This is a genomic window from Candidatus Bathyarchaeota archaeon (assembly GCA_026014465.1).
Lineage (GTDB): Archaea > Thermoproteota > Bathyarchaeia > Bathyarchaeales > Bathycorpusculaceae > JADGNF01.
This window is the reverse complement of record JAOZID010000010.1, coordinates 347392-370322: the sequence shown is the minus strand read 5'-3', so window position 1 is coordinate 370322 and position 22931 is coordinate 347392. Positions and strand designations below refer to the sequence as shown.

Genomic DNA, 22931 nt, shown 5'->3' with positions numbered 1-22931 from the left:
TAAATAGCGTTTTGAAGCTACCATAAAAACCACTGAACATTACGGAATGGTTGCGAGGGAATAAGAGCTATGAAAATTGTTTGTGGTCCTGCTTCGGCACGTTTGGGTGAGGAGATTTCGCAGTTAACTGGATTTGAAAAAGTTGATGTGGCTTCTAAGGTTTTTCCTGATGGGGAGTCTTATGTCCGTTTGGATGGAGATGTTTCTGGTGAGGATGTGGCTTTGGTGCAGACGACTTGTGCGCCTCAGGATACGCGGCTTTTGCAGCTTGGGTTCATGGCAGCCGCCGCCAAACGCAACAACGCCAAAAAAGTCACCGCAGTCGTGCCCTACTTGGCGTATGCTAGGCAAGACAAAATCTTTTTGCAGGGCGAAAACATCAGCATCGAAACCCTCGCGCGTATGCTGGGAGCCGCAGGCGTTGACGAACTCGTAACCGTGAACGTGCACGAAGAAAACGCGCTCAAACTCTTCCCGTTCCCCGCCAAGTCGCTTACTGCCATACCTTTGTTGGCGCAGTATTTTGTCGAAAAAGGCGTAAAAGACGGCTTTGCGCTTGCCCCCGACAAGGGCGCATTGTACATTGCTGACCAAGCCAAGCAGGTTTTAGGCGGCGAATGCGGAAGTTTGGAGAAGCACCGCGACCGCTACACAGGCGAGACCACCCAGACAGGCAAACACCTCAACGTCGAAGGCAAAACCGTAGTAATCTTTGACGATATCATCAGCACGGGCGGAACCATCGTGGGTGCAGCAAAAATCCTCAAAGCCCAAGGCGCCGCCCACATTTACACCGCAACGGTCCACGGGCTCTTGATTGGTGATGCTGAGAAACGCATTTTGGACGCGGGCGTTGAAGAAATCATCTGCACGGATAGCGTGCCTGGCAAGAACAGCAAGGTTTCGCTTGCCTCTTTGATAAGCCAAGAACTCAAGGCGCTCTAAACAGTGCAAAAACTCTTCTTTTTAGTCAGCGGAGAATACGAATCCCTCTCTGTTTCTGAACTTTTCGCCATCTTAGAAGCCGAAGGTTATCCCTATACGCTAAATGAGCGACTTGACCAAACTGTGCGTTTAGAAGCTGATGCCCGATGCATTCAAGACGTGAAGCGCCGCTCAGGATACACGCGGGTCTGCGCCCAAGAACTTTTTGCCTGCAACCACTCCGACCCCGACATCACCGCCGCAACAAAAAACACCGACTTCACTCGCGTTCTGTCTGAGGGCGAAACTTTTGAAGTGCGCATTCGCCGCATCAAAGAATACTCCAGCAAAGACGACACCATGCACCTCGAACGCCTCCTAGGCAAACTTATACTGCAAAACACGCCCCACGCCAAAGTCAACCTTAGCAAACCAGACAAAACCTTCTACGGCATACTCACCAACGGCAAACTGATCTTTGGAGTAAAACTTGCCGAAATCGAGCCTAAACCCTTTGTGGAACGCAGACCACGCAAAAAACCCTTCTTCCACCCCTCAGCCATGAACGCAAAGATGGCACGTTGCATGGTAAATCTGGCACATGCTAAATCGGACGGGTACGTGCTTGACCCTTTTTGCGGCACGGGAACCACGTTGCTTGAAGCCACCTTGATTGGCTGTCGCGCAGTCGGCGTGGACGTTCAGAGGCGCATGGCAAACGGCGCTAAACGTAACCTCAAGCATTTTGGGTTAACTGCAGAAGCCATGCTTGTAGCCGACGCCCGCAAACTGCCCCTCCTAAACGTTGACTGCATAGTGACCGACCCGCCCTACGGCAAAAGCGCAACCACGCTTAAATCCACCACCAAAACCATAGTCGAAGCCACACTGGATTCGGCGCAGGCGCTCTTGTCAACAGGACAACGCATTTGTATCGCTTCACCCAAAACATTAGGCATCTCCAAACTAGGCAAACAACGCGGCTTTCGCCACATAGAATCTCACTTTGCCTATGTGCATAGTACTTTAACGCGTGAAGTCGCCGTGTTTGAGAAGGAATAACTGACATGAGCATACGCATAGTCTTCTTGGGAACCTCCGCAGCTGTTCCAACCCCAAACCGCAGCTTGCCCGCCGTGGTTTTGCAGCGTGAAAATGAGCAGTTACTGTTTGACTGCGGCGAAGCCGTGCAGCTACAGATGATACGCGCCAAAGTAAGCCTGCACAAAAAACAGCGGATTTTCCTCACTCACATGCATGGCGACCACGTACTAGGCTTGCCTGGGTTGTTGCAGACTATGGCGTTGATGAACCGCCAAAAACCCGTACAAGTCTACGGTCCAGTGGGAACCGCACGTTTTCTAAGCTGCCTAAAAGAGACGCTGCAGTTTGGCTTGACCTTCGACGTTGAAGTCTACGAGGTTTCAGGCGCAGGCTTGGTGTGCGAAACCGAAGAATACTGCGTCTACGCGGAGCCTGCTAATCATTCCGTAGCCAGTTTTGCTTATGCGTTTGTGGAAAAACCGCGCCCTGGAAGGTTTAACCCTGAAAAAGCCGCTGCTCTGGAGGTGCCTAAAGGGGAAGCCTGGAACAAGCTGCAGCACGGCGAAGCCGTAACGCTAACAGATGGGCGCATAGTACAATCTGGCGAGGTAACTGGTGAGCCGCGAAGAGGCAGAAAAATCGTCTACACGGGCGATACGCGACCATTCACTGGGTTTGCAGGGTTTGCTTCTGATGCAGATTTGGTTATTCACGAAGCCACATTCGAAGATGCCCTTTCTGAAAAAGCTCAGGTTGATGGTCACTCAACCCCTAGCCAAGCCGCAAAAGCCGCCAAGGACGCCAACGCCAAAAGCTTAATCCTGACTCATATTAGTGCTCGATACAAAAACACTGACCTGCTACTTGAGCAAGCCCAAAAAGTCTTCCCAAGCACGGTGGTCGCGAAAGATTTTTTGGAGTTAGAGTTGCCCTTAAGCGAATAGTTTTTGGGTTCTTTGCAGGGTTTCTTTGGAGCTAAAGACTGCTTCAGTGAGCACAGTGCCTGAAAACTTTGCGGCTTTCACTAGCGTGGTGAATTCTTGCCAGTCTATGGTGCCCTCGCCTAGACCCAGATGTTCGTCGGTTTCGCCGTGGTTGTCGCTTATGTGTATGTGAGCGAGTTTGTCGGGGATTTCTTTGAGAAACGGCTGAATTTGCCCTTCAAGATGCGCGTGACCCGTATCGAGTACTATACCGATGTCTGTTAAGCCTGTTTCTGTGTAGAACCGTTTGAAGTCGTCGGGGGTTTTCATGAGGAAATTGTATTTTTCTGGGAGGTTTTCCATAGCCATTTTTAAGCCGTAGTCTTGTGCGGTTTTGTGGAGCTCTGTTATGCTTTGGATGTTTTGTTTCCAGTCGGCTCCTGGATAGAAGGTGCTTATGCCTGATTTGTTGCCTGGGTGGACAACCCACAAGTATGCGTCCAGGTCGTTGGCGTACTGCATGCTCTGCTTTAGCCGCTTCAACGACGCTTTGAGAATAGGTTTGCTGGGTGATGCGGGGTTGATGTCTGCAAACGGCGCGTGCACAGAGTATTTGAAGCCGTGGGTTTTGGCGGCGTCTTTGAGGATTTTTACGCGTTTGTTGTTTAGGGTGTGGGCGCCTTCGTCTACGATTTCGATGTATTTGACGGGGGCTTTGTTTAGTTGCTTGACCATTTTGTTGAAGGATTCGCTTAGGGTGTAGAGCATTGACAGACCGATTCGGGGCTTGGACACAGTTTGTTCCTCACGTAGTTAAGTAGGTAGGTTTAGAGTTGAAACCGCATCTAATAACTCTAGGTCAACCCTGCAGGCAAAAGTTATGTTTCTTCTTGGGGTTCTTGTGGCTCAGGTTCGGGTTTTGGTCGGGTTACTTTGCGTGCATGCGTGATGTATCCAGTGTGTCCTGTCATGAGCGTTTGAGGTCGGGTTTTGCCGCGTTCAACTTGCATGCCCCGCATGATACACTCGAAGGTTTCGATACACACAAAATTGTTCTCTTTTAGCGCTTCTGAAGTCTTTACCACCTGCTCAATGGTTGGGCTAAACGAAACCAGCATCCCCGACGGCTTCAAAGCTTCATACGCTTTAGGAACAACCAGCCACGGAACCGCCATATCCAAAACCACCGCATCCACGTCACGCTCGTCAATTCCTGTGACGACATCTTTGAGTTTAAGCTCCACAGAATCTATCAGTCCCGCGCGGCTTAGGTTTTTCTTGGCGGTTTTCTGGGATTCTTCGCGTATGTCGTAGCTGTAGATTTTGCCGTTTGGTTGCACGTAATGAGCAAGCGCTGTGGTTAGGGCGCCTGTGCCTGTGCCTGATTCAACAACGCGGCTACCCGAGCCAATGCCGCTAAACATCACAATTAATGCGTTGTCTTTGGGGTAGGTTATTTGGGTGTTGCGCGCGGACTTCATGATGTAGTCGGTTAGCATGGGTTTGAGCAGTATGAATTCGGTGCCTAAGCTGCTTTTGAGGGTGGAACCGTAATCTTTCCCGATGATTTCGTCAAAGTTGACGTAGCCTTTGTGAGTGTGGAAAGTTTTTCCTGCTTCAACCTTGGTCATGTAAGTTCTGCGTACGTCCAAATACAAGAGGACATTGTCGCCTTCAGATATTTTCTGGCTCAATTCTTGTTTCACCTATCGCCGTAAGGCTACTCGCCCTTTTTGATGCAAATCAAGGGACACGTTCGCCTTCGATGTTTCTCTAAATGCATCCAAATCACCTTATAATTGTTGAGGTACCCGCCCCCCGTATCAAAGGTGCAAAGCAAGCAAGCCCTGCCCCAAAGATGCCCTCCGTTGCTGTTGTGGCGGTTTAGATTTCGAATTTGTCGATGATTTTTTGTTCTTTTTCGCCTGTGATTTCTGCGATTACGTGGAAGTACTGTTGGAGTCCCGAGTTTTCTATGCGGGGTTTGAGTAGTTCGTCGATTTGGAAGACGCCTGCGGAGTTTGACATGGTGATTTTTATGGTTACGGGTTTGTGGGCGCCGTCTATGATTTCGATTTTTTCTATGCTTAGGGCTGAGACGGCGTGGATGTCGATTTTTCCTGAGCTAAATGGGATTCGTGCTCTGCCTGCTTCCATGTCTAAGGCGTCGGCGATGCCTACTATGCCTGCTTCAACTGTTAGGGGTCTATTGGTGGGGGTGCTTGGTTGCTCATGTGCTACTATGGCGTGCAAGACCTCTGATGTGATTACGGCTTGCTCCTCAGGCGAATACACAGGCTCAAGACACCTCTGCAAGAACTCAAGCGCAATCAAGCCGCTGTAAACCTCATGACGACTACGCATAACAACCATGCCCAAATCATGAAAAATCGCGCCCAAAACAACCACCACCTCCGCATCCTCCTTTCGCATACAATAATTCTTCACGATGCTAGGCATTACGCCTCTATCAATGAGCATGCGCATGAGTTTTAACGAAAGATTAGCGACAATTTTAACGTGGGTGGGACCATGGTCGGTGTAGCCCATGCGTTCAATAGCCATGATGTTAGCGCAGCGCCAGTAAGTATGCAATTTGATGTCTTGCTTAATCTGATCCATAACCTGCTGAAGCTTCACGTTCTTCCCGCAGGGTATGTTAAAAACATACGCCAAACCGTGTACCTCTCCCTTAAATACAAACTTTCTACACTGAATTAAAGCCTTGCTCTATACTCGAATAAACATCCAGTTTACCTCAAGCGGCTACTGCTGTAGACGACAAAAAAGGGAAAAATGATGAACATGCTTTTAAGTGACATTCCCTAATCCTTTGTTCAAAGTAAGAGTTGTTGGCATGGGAAAGAAAAAAGTTCTAAGCGAAGGTTCCCTTGGTGAAATGGTTTATCCATCTCAAGGTCAGATTTTGGGTGTTGTAGTGAAGCTTTTGGGTTTTGACCGTATTCAAGTTAAATGCCAAGACGGTTTTGAACGGTTGTGTCGCATTCGCGGCAAGATGAAGCGTCGTGTTTGGATTCGCGAGAACGATGTGGTTCTTGTTTCGCCATGGGATTTCCAAAAAGAGACGCGCGGCGATGTGGTTTGGCGCTACACTCATGCACAAGCCGAAATTCTGCGCAGAAAAGGCTTCCTAACCGTCTAACCCCCTTCTTTGAAGAGATTTTTGCTTTGACCTGCAACGTTAAACCTTTTTCAGCAGCACACGCATAATAGGTGTTGGTTAGGTTATGTCAAAAAGAGCCCGCGAAAGACTTTCCCGCCAAGAAAAACGGTTCGAACGCCGAGACAAAATGTTGCGCCACGATTTTTCCTCTGAACGCGCCACGTTCGAAGAAGTTTTCGACCAAGCTACTCGGCTGGTGCTTTATCGGCTGCTCAACAAAGGAATCCTATACGAAGTCAACGGTGTCATAAGTTCGGGCAAGGAAGCTCGTGTTTACTGGGGCAAAACCCAGTCAGGCGAAGATTTGGCGGTGAAGATTTATTTGACTTCTTCGGCGGAGTTCAAGAAAGGCATGGCTATGTACATTGAGGGCGACAAACGCTTCAAGGGCGTTAAGAAAGATACGCGGTCGCTGATTTATACTTGGGCACAAAAGGAATTCCGCAATCTAGAAGAAGCCCAAGCAGCCAAAATCCGCGTCCCCAAACCCATAGCCGTTGAAAGTAACATCGTCGTTATGGAATTCATCGGCAAAGACGGCGTCACTGCGCCTTCGCTAAAAGAGCAGCCCCCAGAAAACCCCGAAAAAGTCTACAAAACACTACTCACGTATCTGAAGCGGCTCTACCAAAAAGCCAAGATAGTTCACGGTGACCTAAGCGAGTACAACATGATGCTTTGGAAGGGCAAACTTGTAGTGTTTGATATGTCCCAGTCCGTGCCCCTGTCACACCCGTTGTCGCAGGACCTGTTGCGAAGAGACATAACTAACGTGAATAGATTCTTTAGTCGCTTAGGCGTTACAGTTCCAACTAACGAAGAGGTTTACAGGCAGGTAACAGGTAATGTCAAAACCTAACATGTTTGTTCGTATCCCCAAAGAACGCGTGGGTGTGCTTGTGGGTCCAGACGGCAAAGTAAAACATGAACTTGAAGAACGACTCAGCGTAGAGCTCAAAGTCGAAAGCGAAGGCGGCGTAGAAATCATCCTAAACGAAAACGCCCAAGACCCCTCCTTGCTCTTCAAAGCCAAAGACGCAGTAACCGCCATAGGCAGAGGATTCGCTCCCGACCAGACCTTCCGTCTAGTCCGCAACGACGACGTCATCTTCGACCTAATTGACCTGCGCTTAGTCTTTGGACGCTCAGACTCAGACATACGACGCGTAAAAAGCCGCATTATCGGCATGAACGGCAAAACCCGCCGAACCATCGAAGAACTATCTGAAGCCGACACCGTAGTCTACGGACACACCATAGGATTCATCGGAACCTACGAACAAGTCGACATAGCCAAAAACGCCGTACAAATGATAATCCAAGGCAGCCAACATCACACCGTCTACAACTTCCTGCAAAAGAAACGCCGCGAACTCAAAAAACAAATGCTGCAACTCTGGGAAAAACCCGACGAAAAATAGCTTCCTGCTCCGCTTTTTTCTTTTGTTATCCCCGATGTCTTAGGCTTTGAACAAGTGCTTTCACTTTTGATATAGACACATAATCTATCTTGATTTAAATACCCGTTTCATATACGATACATGCTCGCTGAATCGCAGACAGAAAACTGGAAGGATAAAAAACGGCCAAAAAAGATGACATACCCATAGAAGCAGATGACTTGTCAAAAATAACGGAGGATTCAGCACGCGGAGGATTCTTTTTATTCTCTGGAACAACTCTGTCTTCAGCAATTTTGGCAATTTCTGTTGTTCTTCTTGGCAGGTTTTTAGGTCCAGAATTATACGGGCAATATAGCCTTGTGATTGTTATTGTGCCTCTTCTTTTGTTGTTTACTGACCTTGGAATTACCACGGGTATTACAAAATTTGTCTCTAGCCTTCGCGCAGAGGGAAAAGATGCACATGCTGCACGTATCATAAATCATGGGCTGCTTTTCCGTGTAGCCATAGGTCTTGTATTCTCGGCTTTATGTATTGCTTTCCCAGATTTTTTTGCGCTTTTAATTAATCGACCTGACCTTGCGTTTTATGTTCAAATATCTGCTCTGTCTTTGATATTTCAAGCAATATACACTACCCTTAATGGCGCTTTTATCGGCCTAGATAAGTCAGAATATAACGCTCTTACATCCAATACACAAGCAATAGTTAGGACTGTATCCCAGCTTTCTCTTGTTGTGTTAGGCTTTGGTATAATGGGTGCCTTGATTGGGTATATCGCCGGTTTTGCAATTGCCGCTGTCTGTGGCTTTGCTTTGTTGATTTTTAAATTTTTTAGATCCAGCTCGGTTTCTGGCAAATTTGTCTCTCAAAGCTATTCTGATTCACTTAAGATTTTAGGCCGCTATTGCATGCCCGTGTACGTTTCAGTTGTTCTAGTTGGTTTCTTTCCTCTTTATCAACAGCTTGTCTTGGCATTCTTTTCCACAGATGCTGCCATTGGAAATTTTAGAGCCGCCTACAATTTTGCTACGCTTCTGACAATAATTTTAACTGCGATTTCAACTGCGTTGCTTCCAGCTTTTTCCAAACTAGAACACTCACCTGAACTGATCGACAAATTCTTCAATAGAGCAAACAAATACACAACACTAATAATTGTGCCCCTAACAACTTTGGTAATTATCTTCTCTGAACCCATCGTACAGTTCCTTTATGGCGCAGAATACACTACTGCTCCTCTCTTTCTCTCCTTGAGTTGTTCGCTCTATTTCTTAGTCGGTATTGGCTATCTGACTTTGACTACTGGAGTGTTCAACGGTTTAGGGAAAACTCGTTTAACAATGAATATGACCTTGATCAACTTCGTTCTTTTGATAACCTTGTCTCCGATATTTGCCATGTTTTACGATGTAGTTGGGGTTATAGTGGCATATTTAATCGCTGGAGCGGTCGCGACTTTGTATGCAGCAATAGTTGCGAAAAAACAGCTTAACATTGGTTTCAACTTAAAGTCAATACTGCGTATCTACCTGGTTTCTGCTATCTCTGCTGTGCCTTCCTTAATGCTGCTTTTCTTTACTTCATTGAGCTCCTTTGTTGTCTTAGTTATCGGTGGCATTGCATATTTAGCAGCTTTCCTTACTTTGATGCCTCTAATGCGTGTGGTCAACAAGTTCGACCTTCAAGAACTTGACAGAATAACGTCGCGAATACCCCTGCTAAAGTATATAGCTAAACCGCTGTTCGCATACCAAAAACGACTCTTACGCCTAATCAACGCTTCTTAACTGGCGTCTTTTCTTTGGCAACATTGAGTTTAAATCCTAAACACTTATACGGCAAGAATAGTATCTGTGAAAGAAGCTGTTCCTGCAACACATCACTTTCAGGACACCCTATTTCTGTCTGCTCTCGTCAGAGAGGGATTCATCTAGTTTTAGCTGTTACACGTTCTTGTGGCTTGTCACCAAAACGCGTTTACGCTTTCGTCCTTTAGCTTAAAGTTTTAACTGCTGTTTGTGTGCTATCTCCAATTATCTTGGTTATGTGGCGAATCAAAAGGTTGAAAAATATCTTTCGCAAAAAGCGCTTTGTCTGTGCTTTTTCTTTGTAAGAATTGATCAAATAGAACTTTGTTCTATAAAATTGGGCTGGTTTTTTAATACCTAATGGTTTATTAAGGCATAATCTGTTCCTGATATGAAGTTGGGAAACAGGAAAACCCCTGCTCTTTGCTTTAAGGGTTTTATGTTAATTCTTATCCGCTCTCGTCAGAGGGGGATTTGTTAACTGTGTTTTCCAGTTCTGGGTAATCTGTTGATTATAATTTCGTTCATGAAGTTTAATTTGGTCTTGATGTCTGGTTTGGGGTAAACTAGCAATGAGTCATAGGCGAAGTATTGTATTGCTTTCTGTTCTTCTTGTATGCAGCATCAGTTTTTCTGGTCTGCATGTTAGTGTTGCCCAAATAGACTCAGATTTGCTTGATGCTAATACTGCAGTTGAACAAGCTTTTGTAGCCGTTGCAGATGCCAAGAGTGCTGGTGCAAATATCACACTTTTAATGGACAAGCTAAATCTTGCCGCTGCCTTTTTGTCTCAAGCCGAAATGGGCTACCGAATTGGTGACCTGAACTTAGCCACAAATATGGCTGATAACGCTATGGTTGCGGCTCAAGAGGTTCTTATTGACGCGCAAAGTCTAAAAGAAGAAGCCGCAGTTTCCAGCCAAAATACGTTCTGGACAACCATCATAGTCGCTATCATTAGCTGTGCAGTGTTCGTTGCTGGTCTTTTCCTTTTATGGCGTGAATTCAAACAAGACTACCTCAAACGGGCAGGCAAAATTAAAACCTGAAGTGACTAATGCATGAAACTAAGAACATATAAGCTCTTTTTCATCACTGCTGGTCTAATTGGCATCTTGATTCTTTCCTCCCCTGCCATCAGCGCTTATGTTACTTTTCCAGGTGACGAACCGTTTTCAGAAATATACATTCTAGGGTCTGGGCACATGACTGAAGGTATTCCCTTCAATATCCAACCCGACACTGATTATGAAGTCCAGTTAGGCGTAGGCAATCACATGGGCAGTCCTTTTTACTATGTTTGCTATATCTACCTGAGAAACGCAACTCAATCTTTTCCAGATATAACAGCGGGGACTCCTTCGGGTCTTCCACCATTATATGAGTACCGTGTCCTTCTTCAGGACGAGCAGACCGTGGAGCTGCCTTTGGTTTTTTCACTATCTGGTTTTACTGCTGCAAACAATCAATCAACCTTGCAGAGTCTTACAATAAATAATGTAACCTTTGACGTGGATGCCACGGCACTTTGGGATTCTGAAAAAAACGGGTTCCCTTATCAACTGTTGCTGGAGTTATGGGCTTTTAACCAAACAGAAGGGAGCATTCAGTATCATCAGCGCGCTGTTTATTTCTGGCTCAACGTTACCTCTGCTGTATAAAACAGCTTCATAGTATATTGATTCTAGACCTGTGGTCTATGATGATTTAAATACCTGTATTGGTGATAAAAGAGTCGGAAGGCGCTTTATATGGAGAAAGGAGAAAAAGGCGTATGCTATTGTATAGTAGTCCGCTCCAAGCTGTTACTTTGGGAGTTGCCTAGCTAATGGTAGCTAGATGTAACTTGTCAACTCCACTACAAACTGGTCACACAACGGGAACATCACTTACTTCAATGGTGTCCTATCCCACAATCAATGTGGGCGTTGTTATTCCAACTCTAAACGAAGAAAAAAACATCCAAGATGTTATCTGCAGATTAAAAGACCTAGGGTTTTCTAACGTCCTAGTAATCGATGGCAAATCAAAAGACAACACAAAAAACGTGGCAGCCAAAAACGGTGCCAAAGTTGTTGCACAGACTGGGCGTGGAAAGGGCAACGCAATCCGACAGGTTCTCAATAACAACTATCTAGATGTTGATGCATTAGTGCTAATGGACGCTGACGGGTCCATGGATCCCCAAGAGATACCTGCATTTATCGATGCAATAAACTTGGGAGCTGATGTAGCTAAAGGTTCACGCTTCATCAAGGGCGGATACACACATGATATGACCACGTTTCGTTGGCTTGGTAACAAACTTATGATGTTTGCCGTCAACACTTTGTGGCCTCAGGCGAATTACACTGATTTGTGCTATGGATATGCTGTGTTCAATAAGCGTGCAGTTCAAGAGTTAGCGCCCGTCTTAGAGTCTGAGCATTTTGAAATTGAAGCTGAAATCTTCATAAAAGCTTTAACTCTAGGGTTGAGCGTGAAAGAAGTTCCAAGCATCGAATATGAACGTAAAAATGGGACATCTAATCTACATGCATTCAAAGATGGCTTTAAGATTTTTAAAACAATATTTAAACAATTTTTTAGTTTTCATTAATGAATACTCTTCCCGTAGAATTATTGTCCATATCTGTTTAAATAGTCGGTTATAAAAGTAAAGGTTGTGCTGAAAAAATGGAACGTATATTAGTCACTGGCGGTGGTGGATTCATCGGTAGCCACTTAGCTAGGTACCTGAAACAACAAGGAAACTTCGTTAGAATCGCTGATATAAAATTTGACGACTACCTAAAAGAAAAGTACTACGATGAAAAATGCGACCTCGACCTTAGGGTTAAGGAAAACTGCCTTAAGGCAACTGAGGGCATGGATAAAGTTTACAATCTTGCCGCGAACATGGGCGGAATTGGATTCATAACTGACGTTGGAGCCGAAGTAATGTATGATAACGTGTTGATTAACACTTTCATGCTTGAAGCTTCACGAATTAACAAAGTTAAAAGATACCTGTACACCTCATCTGCCTGTATCTATCCAACTTACCGTCAAACCAATTCTGAACTACCCGGTCTAAAAGAAGAAGACGCCTATCCAGCTGACCCAGACAATTTCTATGGATGGGAAAAACTCTACACTGAAAAACTCTGTGAAGCTTACCAACGTGACTACGGCATGGCAATTCGCGTTTTGAGATACCACAACATCTACGGGCCCGAAGGAACCTACAAGGGTGGAAGAGAAAAATCTCCCGCTGCTATCTGCCGAAAAGTTGCCGAGGCATCAAACCCTGGAACCATTGATATCTGGGGCGACGGCAAACAAACCCGAAGTTACTGCTACGTAGATGACGCTGTTAAAGGGACAGTTACGCTTATGGAGTCTGATTACGAAAAACCAATCAATATTGGTTCAGATCGGCTTGTAAGCATCAACGAGCTCGCAGACATGGTCGCCACGATTGCGGGTAAACAAATCTCAAAGACCCATGACTTAACGGCGCCTCAAGGAGTACGCGGAAGAAACGCTGACTTAACCTTGGTAAAGGACGTTCTTCACTGGGAACCCGCTGTGCCTCTTGAAGAAGGTTTGAAGCGAACATACACTTGGATTCAGCAAATGCTCAAAGAAGACCGAGAAAAACAATAATGAATCCTTTTTTTCATTAATTTAGGTGTTTTTTATTGCAACTTGAAAAGATAAGACTAGGCGTAGTTGGCATAGGAAAAATGGGTTTACTGCATGCCAGCATCGTAAATACCCTTCCTAATGTCGAGTTAGTTGCTTTATGTGATAAAAGCAACATTCTAAATAGAATCGGCAAAAAAATGTTTTCCCCAACTGGAGTATCTGTCGTTGATGATATCGAAAAATTCAAGGACCTAAACCTTCAAGTTGTCTATGTTACAACACCGATTGCTTCTCACTCATTTCTTGTTAGCAGTTTGTTGAAGGACCATTTAGCCGAGAACGTTTTCTGTGAAAAAACTTTGGCCCTGACCTATGCTCAGTCAAAAGAGCTCTGTGAACTAGCCAACAAAGCTGGAAGCGTAAACATGGTCGGCTACATGAAACGGTTCAACGTTGTTTTTGGTAAAGCCAAGTCTTTGCTTGAGCAAAAAGAGCTCGGCGACATCGTTTCTTTCAAGTCATTTGCATATTCCTCTGACTTCCAAGGACTCACAAAAGAATCGCAATCATCTGCTTCCAGAGGTGGAGCTCTACGCGATATCGGCTGCCACATCATAGACATGAGCCTTTGGCTGCTTGGCGACTTAGCTGTCAATCAAGTATTATCCTGCGTCAAAAGCGGAGAAGACGCTGAAACTTCCGTGTCTTTCTCAGCTAAAACCTCCAGCGGCGTTCCAGGCGTCTTTGAGGTTTCCCAAAACATGGAAAATTACCGGATGCCTGAATTTGGTCTAAGCATCGAATGTGAAAAAGGAACAATTGCCGTCAATGATGACCGCATAATACTAACCGAGAAGAACGGTGATCAAAAGAAGCTATACCGACAAGACCTGTCCGATAGCGTACCCTTCTACTTAGGCGAATCAGAGTATTACAGAGAAAACGCGCATTTCATAGATGCCGTTAGACAACACAAACAAGCATCTCCAAGCTTTGATGATGCCTCAAAAGTCGACTACATCATCGAGCAAGTAAAAACCATGGAGGGGCAATGATAAACATGACTACTAAAAAAGAAATTATCATCGGAGACAATCCATTCCACGGCATAAGCCATCTTTCACAGGAACGCGCCAGAGCCCGATCTGGAAACGACTCAACTGACAACCAACGCGCCGACCTCGTGTTCACTGCCATCGAAAATGGTGCTGACGGCTTCATGTTTTCAGTTAGCGAAACAACTCTTGGCATCCTAAAGGCTATGCGCAAAAAACAAGACGCCTTGGGGATTAACCTGTACGCAATTGTTCCCTATACCTTTGAATACGTACGAATAGCCACCCAAACTGGCACACCTGGTCTTGCAACCAAATTCATAAAACAAATCGCAGGGTCAGGGAACCTTGGAGCCATGTTCAGCGGCTTAAAAGCAGTAACCCGGTCAGAACCCTCAAGTCTTCTGGAAACATATCTAGCCTACGAGATCTCACGAATCAAATCCGCCGTCGGAGACAAAACCCCCCTCTCGTCGCTTTTCCTCCACGAAGTAGTAACTGACATGAGCCTGGCATTAGATTTCAAATGGATCTTTGACACCTACGCAACTTACCTCAAAAAACACAATGTCACCCCTGGCTTCCACACCCGTAACTTCCCGCTGTTGGTGAACAAGCTAACAAGCTGGGGTTATGACCTCAATGAGCTGATGATTACGACGCCATTCAACAAAGTAGGTTTCCAGATGAATCCTGGACGCGAAGAATGCGAAGCTACCCTGTCCGAAATGCCTCACCCTAACGTACTCGCAATTAGCGTTATGGCTTGTGGCTACTTCAAACCCCCTCAAGCAGTAGATTACGTTGCAGGCTTAGATAACCTAAAAGGCGTAGTCGCAGGCGTGTCTAATCCACAACAAGCGCGTGAACTGTTTCCGTTGTTCTCACAGCGGCTAACTTAACCCCTCTCTTATTAGAATTAATTAATGAAGGCGAAAATATAGTGATTGAAATAGGTTTTATTTTGCAGATCCTTGTGGTCTTATGCTTTGCGATTCCTTTCTTTGTTTTCGGTACCTACGGCATAATTTTGGTGTACTACAACACATCCAAGACAAAAAAAGCCGTTTCAAACCCGGAAACAAGCGGTGGTACCTCTTTGCAACCAACCGTGTCCATAGTTGTACCTACCCACAACGAAAAAACAATAATCGCAAAAAAAATCGAAAACTTCCTCTCCCTCAACTACCCCCAAGACAAAATGGAAATAATCTTTGCAGACGACTCCAACGACGAGACTCCTCAAATAATTGCGGAGTACGCCAAAAAGCATTCCTGTGTGCATCTCTTGCAGTTTAAGGAACGCATGGGTTATAGCCCCTCTATGATTGCGGGAGTAAAATCCGCCAAAGGCGAGATAACCGTTTTGGGCGATGCTGGCTCGTTTTTGGATAGTGAAGCCCTAAACAGGCTCGTTGTTCATTTTCAGAACCCCAAAGTCGGCGCCGTAACTGGTAACGATGTCATTTTAAATGTGGATGAACAAATCGGCAAATCTGAGAGCCTATACCAGAAAATCTACAATTATATCCGAACAGCCGAAACCAAAATGGATTCAACTTTGTACATAAAAGGTGAAGCAACCGCTGTCCGAAGCGAACTCATCAAAGACTTTGACAACTGCTTTGAAACCTTCGATACTGCTGTGGGCCTGTTTATTCGCCAGAAAGGCTTTAGAACCGTATATGACCCAAACGTGAAATTCTATGAATACGCGGCTGCCTCACGAAATGACCGAGTGAAACAAAAAACAATCCGCGCAGCTAACCTGATTCGAGTTCTCACACGTTTCAAGCATATGATGTTCAAAAGAGAATACGGCAAGTATGGCTCCATAATCTTGCCCTTGAACTTTGCTATGCTCTCCATTGTCCCCATATCGCTTTTGCTGGGCGTTTTGCTGCTTGTTCCGCTAACGTTCTTTAATTTCTTTTTCGCAGCCGCAATTTGGGGTCTCATCGGTTTGGTCTTTGTTGTTGCGTTGATCTTTTCGCGCTCTTTCATTGTTACCTTCTTTGACCTCGAGAGCAGTCTCCTAAAAGCACTGTATGAAGTGACCATAAAACGGCGTTCACTTGACAAAATAGAAACCGTGGCCTCTACAAGAAGAGTTGACTAAGAAGGTTTTCCCTTTTTGGTTAACTGCCAACCTTTCGGGAATATTTTCCCAACTTTTTCTTCACTGCATTTCTCTAAAACATGAGGTGCTACTACATGACTGATACTGATTTGAAAGTTATCTACGCTAATTGGCCTGAACATTACGCAAATCAACGGTTCATTGCAGCTTTAGCCGACAATTTTGACCTTACTGCCTTCTATTTTGATGAAACTGGAACCGAAGTAATCCGTGAAAAGGCACCGCCTATTGCGATTTCTCCAAACGCAAAAATAGTCACCATAAAAGACCCTCCCCTGCTAAAGTTACCTTTAACCTTGCAGATGTCTTCGCAAAAAGGAAATGCTGGTTGGCTTTTGAAAGCTTTCATGCGGGCATTGCTTTTTAGACGTTACGTCAAGAAGTCTCGCCCTGACTTAATAATTGGGAATGGTGCCTCAGGGACTAATCCGTATGGTCTCGCTGCTGCTTTTTCCAATTTCCACCCCTTCGTTGTTTTAATTTGGGGCGCTGACGTACTTGACGAAGCCAAAAACTCTTTTGTCTTGCGAACGGTGGCTCGGTTTATTTTAGGTAGAGCAGACGGAGTTATCGTTGACAGTGCTGTTAAAGCTAACGCAGTTAGACAACTAGGCTATTCTAAAAAAATGTGGAATTTCCCTTGGGGACTTGATTTAGACAGGTTTTCCCCCTCAGTTGATGGTTCTTTAGTTCGAAAGCAACTGGGCTGGGAAGATAAAACAGTTATTATAAGCACACGGAATCATTTTCCGGTTTATGGTGTAGAGGACCTAATTCGCTCTATTCCGCTTGTAATAAAATCGTGTCCAAACGCTCGTTTCTTGATTGTGGGTCACGGCAAATTAACTGGGTCTTTTGTAAACTTGGTTTCCGAGTTAGGCGTAACTGATTATGTTCATTTTACAGGAAGAATCCCAAATAAGGAGCTTCCTAGCCATCTGAGAGCCGCTCAAATCTATGTTTCAACTTCATATTCTGATGGCGCTTCGATTTCAATGTTAGAAGCCATGGCTTGCGGTTTACCCGTAGTTGTCTCAGACATACTTCCCAACCGCGAATGGATTAAACATGACCAAAACGGTTTGCTTACCCAAATAAAAAACCCCGAAGCTTTAGCCCAAAACCTCATATTCTGTATCCAGAATCCTGAACGCCGCAACGAAATGGCTAAAGCAGGTCTAAAAGTTGCTAAGGATAAGGCGGACTGGAAAAAAAATCAGCAACTTCTACATAAAGCAGTTAAGCTGCTTTCAACGAGTTCCCCGTAACTTCTATTTATACCTGATGAGTTATGATAACCAAAAAACTGGTCACTTGGTGTTAGTGCATGGTATTGTATGCGTTATTTTAACTTCCTTCAAAACTGCGAGTTAAATGGTTAATCAAAAAAGGTCTTACAGTTGGTAATAACTGTAGTATCGCGCGCACAGTCGTTATAGACCCAACGTTTCCTTGGTTGATTTCAATAGGAAACAACTGCACGTTTTCCTTCTATGTACAAATCATTGCACATGACGCAAGCACAAAACGCCAAACTGGCTATTCACGGATGGGTCTAGTGCATATCGGCGATAATTGTTTCGTTGGTGCTGGAGCTATAATTCTTCCCGACGTTCATATAGGCAATAATGTTATTATCGGCGCGGGAAGCGTTGTTACGCGTGATGTACCTGATGGGTCTATAGTTGCAGGAAATCCCGCCCGCGTGATCAAAAACACTGATGACTACATCAAATCTCGTCGAGATGAAATTGATTCCTTTATAGTCTCGGCTGATTTCGAACATGAAAGACCAAGAAAAAAAGACCCCTATATGTTCTGGACAAATCTCAAACGAAAAGCTGGTATATCAAATAGTTAATAACATAGCTTTATGCCTCTTTTTCATGAAATGATGATTATTTTTTACGAAGCTGCCGTTGGAGGCAATTACCACGATTAATCGAAACCTGCTTTCCAAGCTACTTTTGTTTGTTGCAATAGCATATCTTGTAGCAAGCGCTATCTTGATTAGGCGGGATTACCAAGATAGCTGGGCGTTAGAAGGCTTAGAGTTACCTTTTATCTTTTTCATATCTGCCTTTTTGTTTAGTTTCCTTTCAGAGAAAAAGCTGTCTTACCTTGTTATTCTGGCAGTTATCGGTAGACTTATCTTCATACTGGTTCCAGCTTTGAAATACGGCTGGTTCCCCGGCGGTTTCATCGATCAGCAGATGCAATACAACCTCGCATCCTACATTGCTTCAACAGGGAGAATATCCTCAACAAACGCACCCTCTTTTACCTTCTACGTTAACACTCCCCTACTACACGTCCTTTTTTCAGAATTCTCCATGGTTCTCAACGTTCCAGTGCAGAACATAATGCAGTATCTGCCTCTCGTTTTCGGGTGCATATATCCACCTTTGACTTATGTTCTAGTAAAACTAGTCTTTCCAAAAAATGATTCTATAACAAAGTTTGTTTTACTAATTTCTGCTATTCCATTATCCTTCTTCAGTTATATCGTAACTGGAACTTTGTTTGGTATGTTCCTTGCGTTTATTACTTTGTACCTTATAGTTTCTGTAATCGCAAAAAAAGACCGCCGCTATTGGGTACTATGCATCTTCTTTGTTATTGGGTTGGCTGCAGCCCACTCTGTTTCATCTGTTGTTTTAGCAGTAATTCTTGCTCTCATTTTTGTACTGCAAAAAGTTCCCTTCAGCAGGTTAAACCGGGTCGTTGCGCTTCCAGCTGTTTTAACAATTGCTTCAATAAGCGCATCATGGCTTATGTTCCACGGTATTTCAACTTTAACTGAAATAGCAAACGACGTATTCCTCCGATTAGGAACTGGGTCAGGGCCAAGGGCTGAAGCCGTTCCAGACGTTCTTTTTTCCTTGGTGCGTGTAGACTTGTTGGCCGCTTCAAGAACAGTTATTGTACGTGAAGGTGCTGATCTTTTTGCGCTGTTCTTAGCTTGCGTCGGTATAGCTTTTATTTTATTTAAGAGACCAAAACTGGCTGATGTGAGCCGTTTTATGCTCGTTTTTTGTTGCTTATCCATTTTAGGAGTTTTTATTGGGTTAGGTGTTGGTCTTGGTCCTGTACGTTTCCTATTTTTCGTAAACCTTTCTGCTCCTTTTTTCATTGGATATGCTGTTTATCGTTTGCACAAAAAGTGGAAAGGATTTATGCCTATAGTTTTCGCTTGCTTGATTGCTTTGGCAACAATCCAAGTTTACAGCTGTGACGTAATATACCCCCAAGCAAACATTCTATACGACGATTTGCCTGCTACCGTTCCAATAGCAAACACTTTTACATATAACTCGGCTTATCAGCGAGCAGTAGCAAAATTTGTGGTAACTTACGTATCTGCTGGTATCATAGCCGCGGATGAAATAACTCTAAATCAAATAACGGCTGTAAGCAATAATACTTTTGCTGCAGAACACTATTCCAGCCGCTATTATCCGCTTGGTGACAAACCCGTACAAGGCTATAACTTCTTTGTAACCCACCTTCCTGGGAAAGCTGGAGTTTTTTCAGAGCCTGCCCAATCGCGTTCTCCTACTGCAATAGCTGAATCAGTTCAGAACGATAGTGTGATCTATAATAATGGAGAATCTTATGTGCTGTTAAACACTCCCGTCTCAAAGTAACATTTTTCTCTGGTTTGCCTTTATCTTCGCGAATTCTAAACTTATTGTTGCTAACTAGGTTTCTCCGGGCAAGCTTTTTGTTTTTGTATTTGTGTAGTTCAAGACGACAAAAATATATATTAAATCGTAACATTAACGATTAATTCATGTATCGCTGTCTAAAACAACGATTTAGTATCTGTTTCGCCGTTATGCTGTTATCAGTATCCCTTTTACTTCCGCTGTCTGTAGTGAGTAATGCGGAGCCTGCGGTTGCTTCTCTTCCATCTTCTGGCACGGTTGTCCACTCATCCCTTGAGGTTGGGACCTATGAATTATCTTGGAACTTCAATGAATATGATGCAGAGACCATCGCCAACAACTTCAATATGAGCCAATCATGGCGAGTGCTTGATCCTAGTAACGAATATGATGAAAAGATGCAACAAGTCCTTTCAATTAACCCTGACTACGAATTCCTGATTTACCGTAATATGATTTCGATTTATAGCTACTGGGTCGAAGAATGGAGTTACGCTGAAAGTCAAGGTTGGTTGCTTAAAGACCTGCAGGGCAATTATGTAGCTGAATCCGATCCTGCTACCGACTACTTGGTTGACATTACCAATTCTTCTTATCAACAATGGGTTGGTCGTAACGTCGCAGATTGGCTTGAACAGCATCCGTCTTTTGCAGGTGTCTTTGTTGATAACAGCCTGCTCTACAGCTATGAAGATTGGGTGCGTGGGTCAAATTCAACGCCTATCAATCCCGCTACTGGTTCACCATTTACAACCCAGCAAATACTTGACGGTTGTGTTGATACGTTGAATGCAATAATTGCTGCCGTCGGGGTCGACAAAACAGTTGTGGTTAATGGAATTTTCACTGGCTTCTGCTTCGAAATGAGTACGCCAACTGGCATTAACTATCAGTACATATTATCGAATACTCCTGGTTTGACTGGAATCATGAGTGAAGGTCCATTTTATCATTCATACACTACGAAATACTATTCTGTTGATCAATGGCAACAATCAATTAACATGGTACAATGGATTCAAGACAGTTTTCTATCACGAAACCCTGCAAACCATTATGTAACGCTCGTACCAGTTGAATGCCCGCCTATCCCCTACGCTGAAACAAAGTACGATTTGGCAATGTTTGGCTTTTGTTCACTGCTACTTGGAATAGAAAATTCAGGCCAGAATTTCATTGGTTTTGGCGGTTCCCCAAGTACAATGATCGAAGACCCTCAGGTGCTTTCATTTGTCCGTCAGATTAAAGAGTTGAACATTGGTGTGCCATGTGGTGATTACTATCAAGTTGAGTCCATATCACTTTTCGCTCGTGACTTCTCTAATGGCTTAGTCCTCGTTAATCCATCCAACGTTCCCCTCACATACACCGCAGACCAGAATTATGACCTCATGGACGGAACTGCAGCTTCAACCTCTTTAGTGATAAATCCCCATGAAGGGTTAGTCTTGATAGAACGCTAAACCCTTCCAATCAACCTTCCTTTTTTGATTTTCTCATGCTCAAATTTTTAATAACGAAATATTCCATAAAACTATTAAACTCGGCGTCTGCTTGATATCCATTGAAGAGGAAAAACTGTGCAAATTCCACCATTAACCTTTGAAGATGTTACATTTTTAATAGCGGTAGGTACGATTGTTTTGCTCGTCTTAACAGAGTTTTCTTCTTCTCGGTATGGGTCTACAAACTTTGAGGTGGATAAAAGAAAGCTTAAACTTGGGTCTTTCTTTTTGGCGTTTTTGTTTTTTGCAACGTTTACCTTGCGCGTTATTTCTCTAATTGGTGTATAAAACATAATCCCGGTGACTTCAAATGACAACCAAGAGTTTCAACGATGCTGGCAGCACATTTTCTGAGTTTCTTTTTTCAGAAAAAGCGGCTTGGTACTGGATAATTGTAGCGTTCACTGTTTTAACTGTGGTCTTTGTGCTTTTAGTTCCAGGTGATTTCGTGGTGCTGCAGTTTCTGCGTATTCTTTTCGGTGGAGTTTTTTTGGCTTTCCTGCCTGGGTATGCTCTGATACGCTTGTTATTTCCGCCAGTTACTGCTAAGCCTTCAACCAATGCGCCTCTCAATGTTTTTGCCCGCTTCGTATTGAGCCTTGGCTCTAGCCTATTGTTTGATTCTATGGTCGGCTTGTTGCTTAATTATACCCCTTGGGCGATAACCTTAGTCCCGTTAACCACAGTTTTGGTCGTTTTCACTCTAAGTTTCGCTACAGTAAGCATTATCCGTGAATATCAAACGGTGAAAAACTCCAAAACAGCCACTGACTAATAACTGAGTTGAAAACTGAACTCAAGCAGCCTAAATAATAAATGTGCAATTGCTATTGAACAGTAAAAGAGAGGTTAACTCCAAACATGCCCTCGCTAAAAAATGTCCGCTTGCCTCAAATTGCAGAAATTGTCCTAGTTGTAGTTGGCATAGTTTTACTGCTTATTTCTTCTTTTGATGCCTCATCTTATTTAGCTATCTTTGGTACCGCTGTAATCTTTTGGGGTGTTATCCTCTTTTACATTTCCCCTTCTCGAACTGTACCCTTGACCTTTGTAGATGCAATAGTAACCTCCCAATTTGATAACCTTGAGCGTATTCTACTCGAATTTAATTCCTCTGAAAAAGGCTTATACATACCCCCCAAAAACCTCAAGAACATAGAATCAAGTTTAATTTTCCTTCCCAAAAAGCCTCAGACCTCCATACCTGCCATGGTGGATGAAGGTAACGGGCAACTCTATTCTCAACACAAAGATGGTCTATTTCTTACTCCCCCCGGAAGGGGTTTGTCTCAATTGCTTGAAAAAGCCGTGGCGATGTCTTTTACCAAAATTGACCTTGTGTCACTAAAGCAAACGCTTCCCAAGACCTTAATTGACGATTTAGCCTTGGCTCAGAATATTGAAATCAGCTCTGAAGACGACAAAGTGGTAGTTACACTTGCTGGAAACGTTCTCAGCGAAATTTGTGAACAAGCAAATAGTTGTCCACATACTCACAATCAGGTTGGCTGCACGCTGTCCAGTGCCTTGGCCTGCATATTAGCAAAAGTTGTAGGTAAACCTATTGTGATTCACCATGAAATTACTGATTCCCGAACTAAAACTTCAATTATGACCTTTCTGATAATAGATACCCCGTGACAG

At 44.1% G+C, this 22931-nt stretch carries 23 protein-coding genes and 1 pseudogene; 20 read left to right on the top strand and 4 right to left on the bottom strand.

Annotation, left to right across the window (positions count from 1 at the left end):
• The first annotated feature begins 69 nt into the window (after nt 1–69).
• The 3 genes from prs to rnz are packed head-to-tail and all read left to right on the top strand — an operon-like array spanning nt 70 to nt 2912.
• Nucleotides 70–945, top strand: coding sequence for a ribose-phosphate diphosphokinase (gene prs, locus NWF04_03990; GenBank protein MCW4005742.1), 876 nt, complete (start codon nt 70–72; stop codon nt 943–945).
• A gap of 3 nt (nt 946–948) precedes the next feature.
• Nucleotides 949–1986 carry a DNA methyltransferase gene (locus NWF04_03985; GenBank protein MCW4005741.1) on the top strand — a complete coding sequence of 346 codons (1038 nt, stop codon included), beginning with the start codon at nt 949–951 and terminating at the stop codon, nt 1984–1986.
• A gap of 5 nt (nt 1987–1991) precedes the next feature.
• Nucleotides 1992–2912 carry a ribonuclease Z gene (gene rnz, locus NWF04_03980; protein MCW4005740.1) on the top strand — a complete coding sequence of 307 codons (921 nt, stop codon included), beginning with the start codon at nt 1992–1994 and terminating at the stop codon, nt 2910–2912.
• Here rnz and NWF04_03975 read toward each other — a convergent pair.
• The 3 genes from NWF04_03975 to NWF04_03965 form a co-directional block, all read right to left on the bottom strand.
• Nucleotides 2901–3686: a sugar phosphate isomerase/epimerase gene (locus NWF04_03975; protein ID MCW4005739.1), complete on the bottom strand. Its 786-nt coding sequence runs from the start codon at nt 3684–3686 to the stop codon at nt 2901–2903. The genes rnz and NWF04_03975 overlap by 12 nt on opposite strands.
• Before the next feature lie 83 nt (nt 3687–3769).
• Nucleotides 3770–4585 carry a tRNA (adenine-N1)-methyltransferase gene (locus tag NWF04_03970; GenBank protein MCW4005738.1) on the bottom strand — a complete coding sequence of 272 codons (816 nt, stop codon included), beginning with the start codon at nt 4583–4585 and terminating at the stop codon, nt 3770–3772.
• A 190-nt stretch (nt 4586–4775) separates the two neighbouring features.
• On the bottom strand, nt 4776–5567 hold the full coding sequence (locus tag NWF04_03965; GenBank protein MCW4005737.1) for an HD domain-containing protein: 792 nt from the start codon (nt 5565–5567) through the stop codon (nt 4776–4778).
• A gap of 181 nt (nt 5568–5748) precedes the next feature.
• Between NWF04_03965 and eif1A the strand changes: the two genes are divergently transcribed.
• From eif1A to NWF04_03890, 15 genes and pseudogenes are all read left to right on the top strand, one after another.
• On the top strand, nt 5749–6054 hold the full coding sequence (gene eif1A, locus NWF04_03960) for a translation initiation factor eIF-1A (GenBank protein ID MCW4005736.1): 306 nt from the start codon (nt 5749–5751) through the stop codon (nt 6052–6054).
• 85 nt (nt 6055–6139) lie between these two features.
• Nucleotides 6140–6934: a serine protein kinase RIO gene (locus tag NWF04_03955; protein ID MCW4005735.1), complete on the top strand. Its 795-nt coding sequence runs from the start codon at nt 6140–6142 to the stop codon at nt 6932–6934.
• Nucleotides 6921–7496, top strand: coding sequence for a KH domain-containing protein (locus tag NWF04_03950; protein ID MCW4005734.1), 576 nt, complete (start codon nt 6921–6923; stop codon nt 7494–7496). Before NWF04_03955 ends, NWF04_03950 begins: the two co-directional genes overlap by 14 nt.
• A gap of 200 nt (nt 7497–7696) precedes the next feature.
• Nucleotides 7697–9268 (top strand): flippase, encoded by a 1572-nt coding sequence (locus NWF04_03945; protein ID MCW4005733.1) that lies wholly within the window; start codon nt 7697–7699, stop codon nt 9266–9268.
• A 593-nt stretch (nt 9269–9861) separates the two neighbouring features.
• Nucleotides 9862–10338: a hypothetical protein gene (locus tag NWF04_03940; GenBank protein ID MCW4005732.1), complete on the top strand. Its 477-nt coding sequence runs from the start codon at nt 9862–9864 to the stop codon at nt 10336–10338.
• Between the two features lie 12 nt (nt 10339–10350).
• Complete coding sequence (locus NWF04_03935; protein ID MCW4005731.1) at nt 10351–10950, top strand: DUF1616 domain-containing protein; 600 nt, start codon at nt 10351–10353, stop codon at nt 10948–10950.
• A gap of 185 nt (nt 10951–11135) precedes the next feature.
• On the top strand, nt 11136–11888 hold the full coding sequence (locus NWF04_03930) for a glycosyltransferase family 2 protein (GenBank protein MCW4005730.1): 753 nt from the start codon (nt 11136–11138) through the stop codon (nt 11886–11888).
• 77 nt (nt 11889–11965) lie between these two features.
• Nucleotides 11966–12937, top strand: coding sequence for an NAD-dependent epimerase/dehydratase family protein (locus tag NWF04_03925; GenBank protein MCW4005729.1), 972 nt, complete (start codon nt 11966–11968; stop codon nt 12935–12937).
• Nucleotides 12938–12972: 35 nt separating this feature from the next.
• Complete coding sequence (locus NWF04_03920) at nt 12973–13974, top strand: Gfo/Idh/MocA family oxidoreductase (GenBank protein MCW4005728.1); 1002 nt, start codon at nt 12973–12975, stop codon at nt 13972–13974.
• Between the two features lie 5 nt (nt 13975–13979).
• Nucleotides 13980–14876 carry a hypothetical protein gene (locus tag NWF04_03915; GenBank protein MCW4005727.1) on the top strand — a complete coding sequence of 299 codons (897 nt, stop codon included), beginning with the start codon at nt 13980–13982 and terminating at the stop codon, nt 14874–14876.
• A 197-nt stretch (nt 14877–15073) separates the two neighbouring features.
• On the top strand, nt 15074–16093 hold the full coding sequence (locus NWF04_03910) for a glycosyltransferase (protein ID MCW4005726.1): 1020 nt from the start codon (nt 15074–15076) through the stop codon (nt 16091–16093).
• 95 nt (nt 16094–16188) lie between these two features.
• Nucleotides 16189–17382, top strand: a complete 1194-nt coding sequence (locus tag NWF04_03905) for a glycosyltransferase (protein ID MCW4005725.1) — start codon at nt 16189–16191, stop codon at nt 17380–17382.
• A 290-nt stretch (nt 17383–17672) separates the two neighbouring features.
• A pseudogene (locus NWF04_03900) lies at nt 17673–17822 on the top strand (acyltransferase).
• Nucleotides 17823–18033: 211 nt separating this feature from the next.
• Nucleotides 18034–19761 carry a hypothetical protein gene (locus NWF04_03895; GenBank protein MCW4005724.1) on the top strand — a complete coding sequence of 576 codons (1728 nt, stop codon included), beginning with the start codon at nt 18034–18036 and terminating at the stop codon, nt 19759–19761.
• Between the two features lie 230 nt (nt 19762–19991).
• Complete coding sequence (locus tag NWF04_03890) at nt 19992–21245, top strand: putative glycoside hydrolase (GenBank protein MCW4005723.1); 1254 nt, start codon at nt 19992–19994, stop codon at nt 21243–21245.
• A gap of 74 nt (nt 21246–21319) precedes the next feature.
• On the opposite strand, the gene NWF04_03885 is transcribed toward NWF04_03890, so the two are convergent.
• A complete protein-coding gene (locus NWF04_03885; protein ID MCW4005722.1) occupies nt 21320–21604 on the bottom strand; it encodes a hypothetical protein in 285 nt (94 codons plus the stop codon).
• Here NWF04_03885 and NWF04_03880 point away from each other — a divergent pair.
• Together NWF04_03880 and NWF04_03875 are read left to right on the top strand one after the other, a co-directional pair.
• Nucleotides 21598–22062: a DUF1616 domain-containing protein gene (locus NWF04_03880; protein ID MCW4005721.1), complete on the top strand. Its 465-nt coding sequence runs from the start codon at nt 21598–21600 to the stop codon at nt 22060–22062. The two genes, NWF04_03885 and NWF04_03880, sit on opposite strands and share 7 nt — an antisense overlap.
• A gap of 86 nt (nt 22063–22148) precedes the next feature.
• Complete coding sequence (locus tag NWF04_03875) at nt 22149–22928, top strand: hypothetical protein (protein MCW4005720.1); 780 nt, start codon at nt 22149–22151, stop codon at nt 22926–22928.
• Nucleotides 22929–22931: the final 3 nt, after the last annotated feature.

Excerpts from the sequence above, each read along its gene's own strand:
- prs (MCW4005742.1), top strand. The coding sequence starts at position 70 with ATGAAAATTGTTTGTGGTCCTGCTTCGGCACGTTTGGGTGAGGAGATT.
- rnz (MCW4005740.1), top strand. The coding sequence starts at position 1,992 with ATGAGCATACGCATAGTCTTCTTGGGAACCTCCGCAGCTGTTCCAACC.
- eif1A (MCW4005736.1), top strand. The coding sequence starts at position 5,749 with ATGGGAAAGAAAAAAGTTCTAAGCGAAGGTTCCCTTGGTGAAATGGTT.
- NWF04_03955 (MCW4005735.1), top strand. The coding sequence starts at position 6,140 with ATGTCAAAAAGAGCCCGCGAAAGACTTTCCCGCCAAGAAAAACGGTTC.
- NWF04_03950 (MCW4005734.1), top strand. The coding sequence starts at position 6,921 with ATGTCAAAACCTAACATGTTTGTTCGTATCCCCAAAGAACGCGTGGGT.
- NWF04_03940 (MCW4005732.1), top strand. The coding sequence starts at position 9,862 with ATGAGTCATAGGCGAAGTATTGTATTGCTTTCTGTTCTTCTTGTATGC.
- NWF04_03935 (MCW4005731.1), top strand. The coding sequence starts at position 10,351 with ATGAAACTAAGAACATATAAGCTCTTTTTCATCACTGCTGGTCTAATT.
- NWF04_03925 (MCW4005729.1), top strand. The coding sequence starts at position 11,966 with ATGGAACGTATATTAGTCACTGGCGGTGGTGGATTCATCGGTAGCCAC.
- NWF04_03915 (MCW4005727.1), top strand. The coding sequence starts at position 13,980 with ATGACTACTAAAAAAGAAATTATCATCGGAGACAATCCATTCCACGGC.
- NWF04_03905 (MCW4005725.1), top strand. The coding sequence starts at position 16,189 with ATGACTGATACTGATTTGAAAGTTATCTACGCTAATTGGCCTGAACAT.
- NWF04_03880 (MCW4005721.1), top strand. The coding sequence starts at position 21,598 with ATGACAACCAAGAGTTTCAACGATGCTGGCAGCACATTTTCTGAGTTT.
- NWF04_03875 (MCW4005720.1), top strand. The coding sequence starts at position 22,149 with ATGCCCTCGCTAAAAAATGTCCGCTTGCCTCAAATTGCAGAAATTGTC.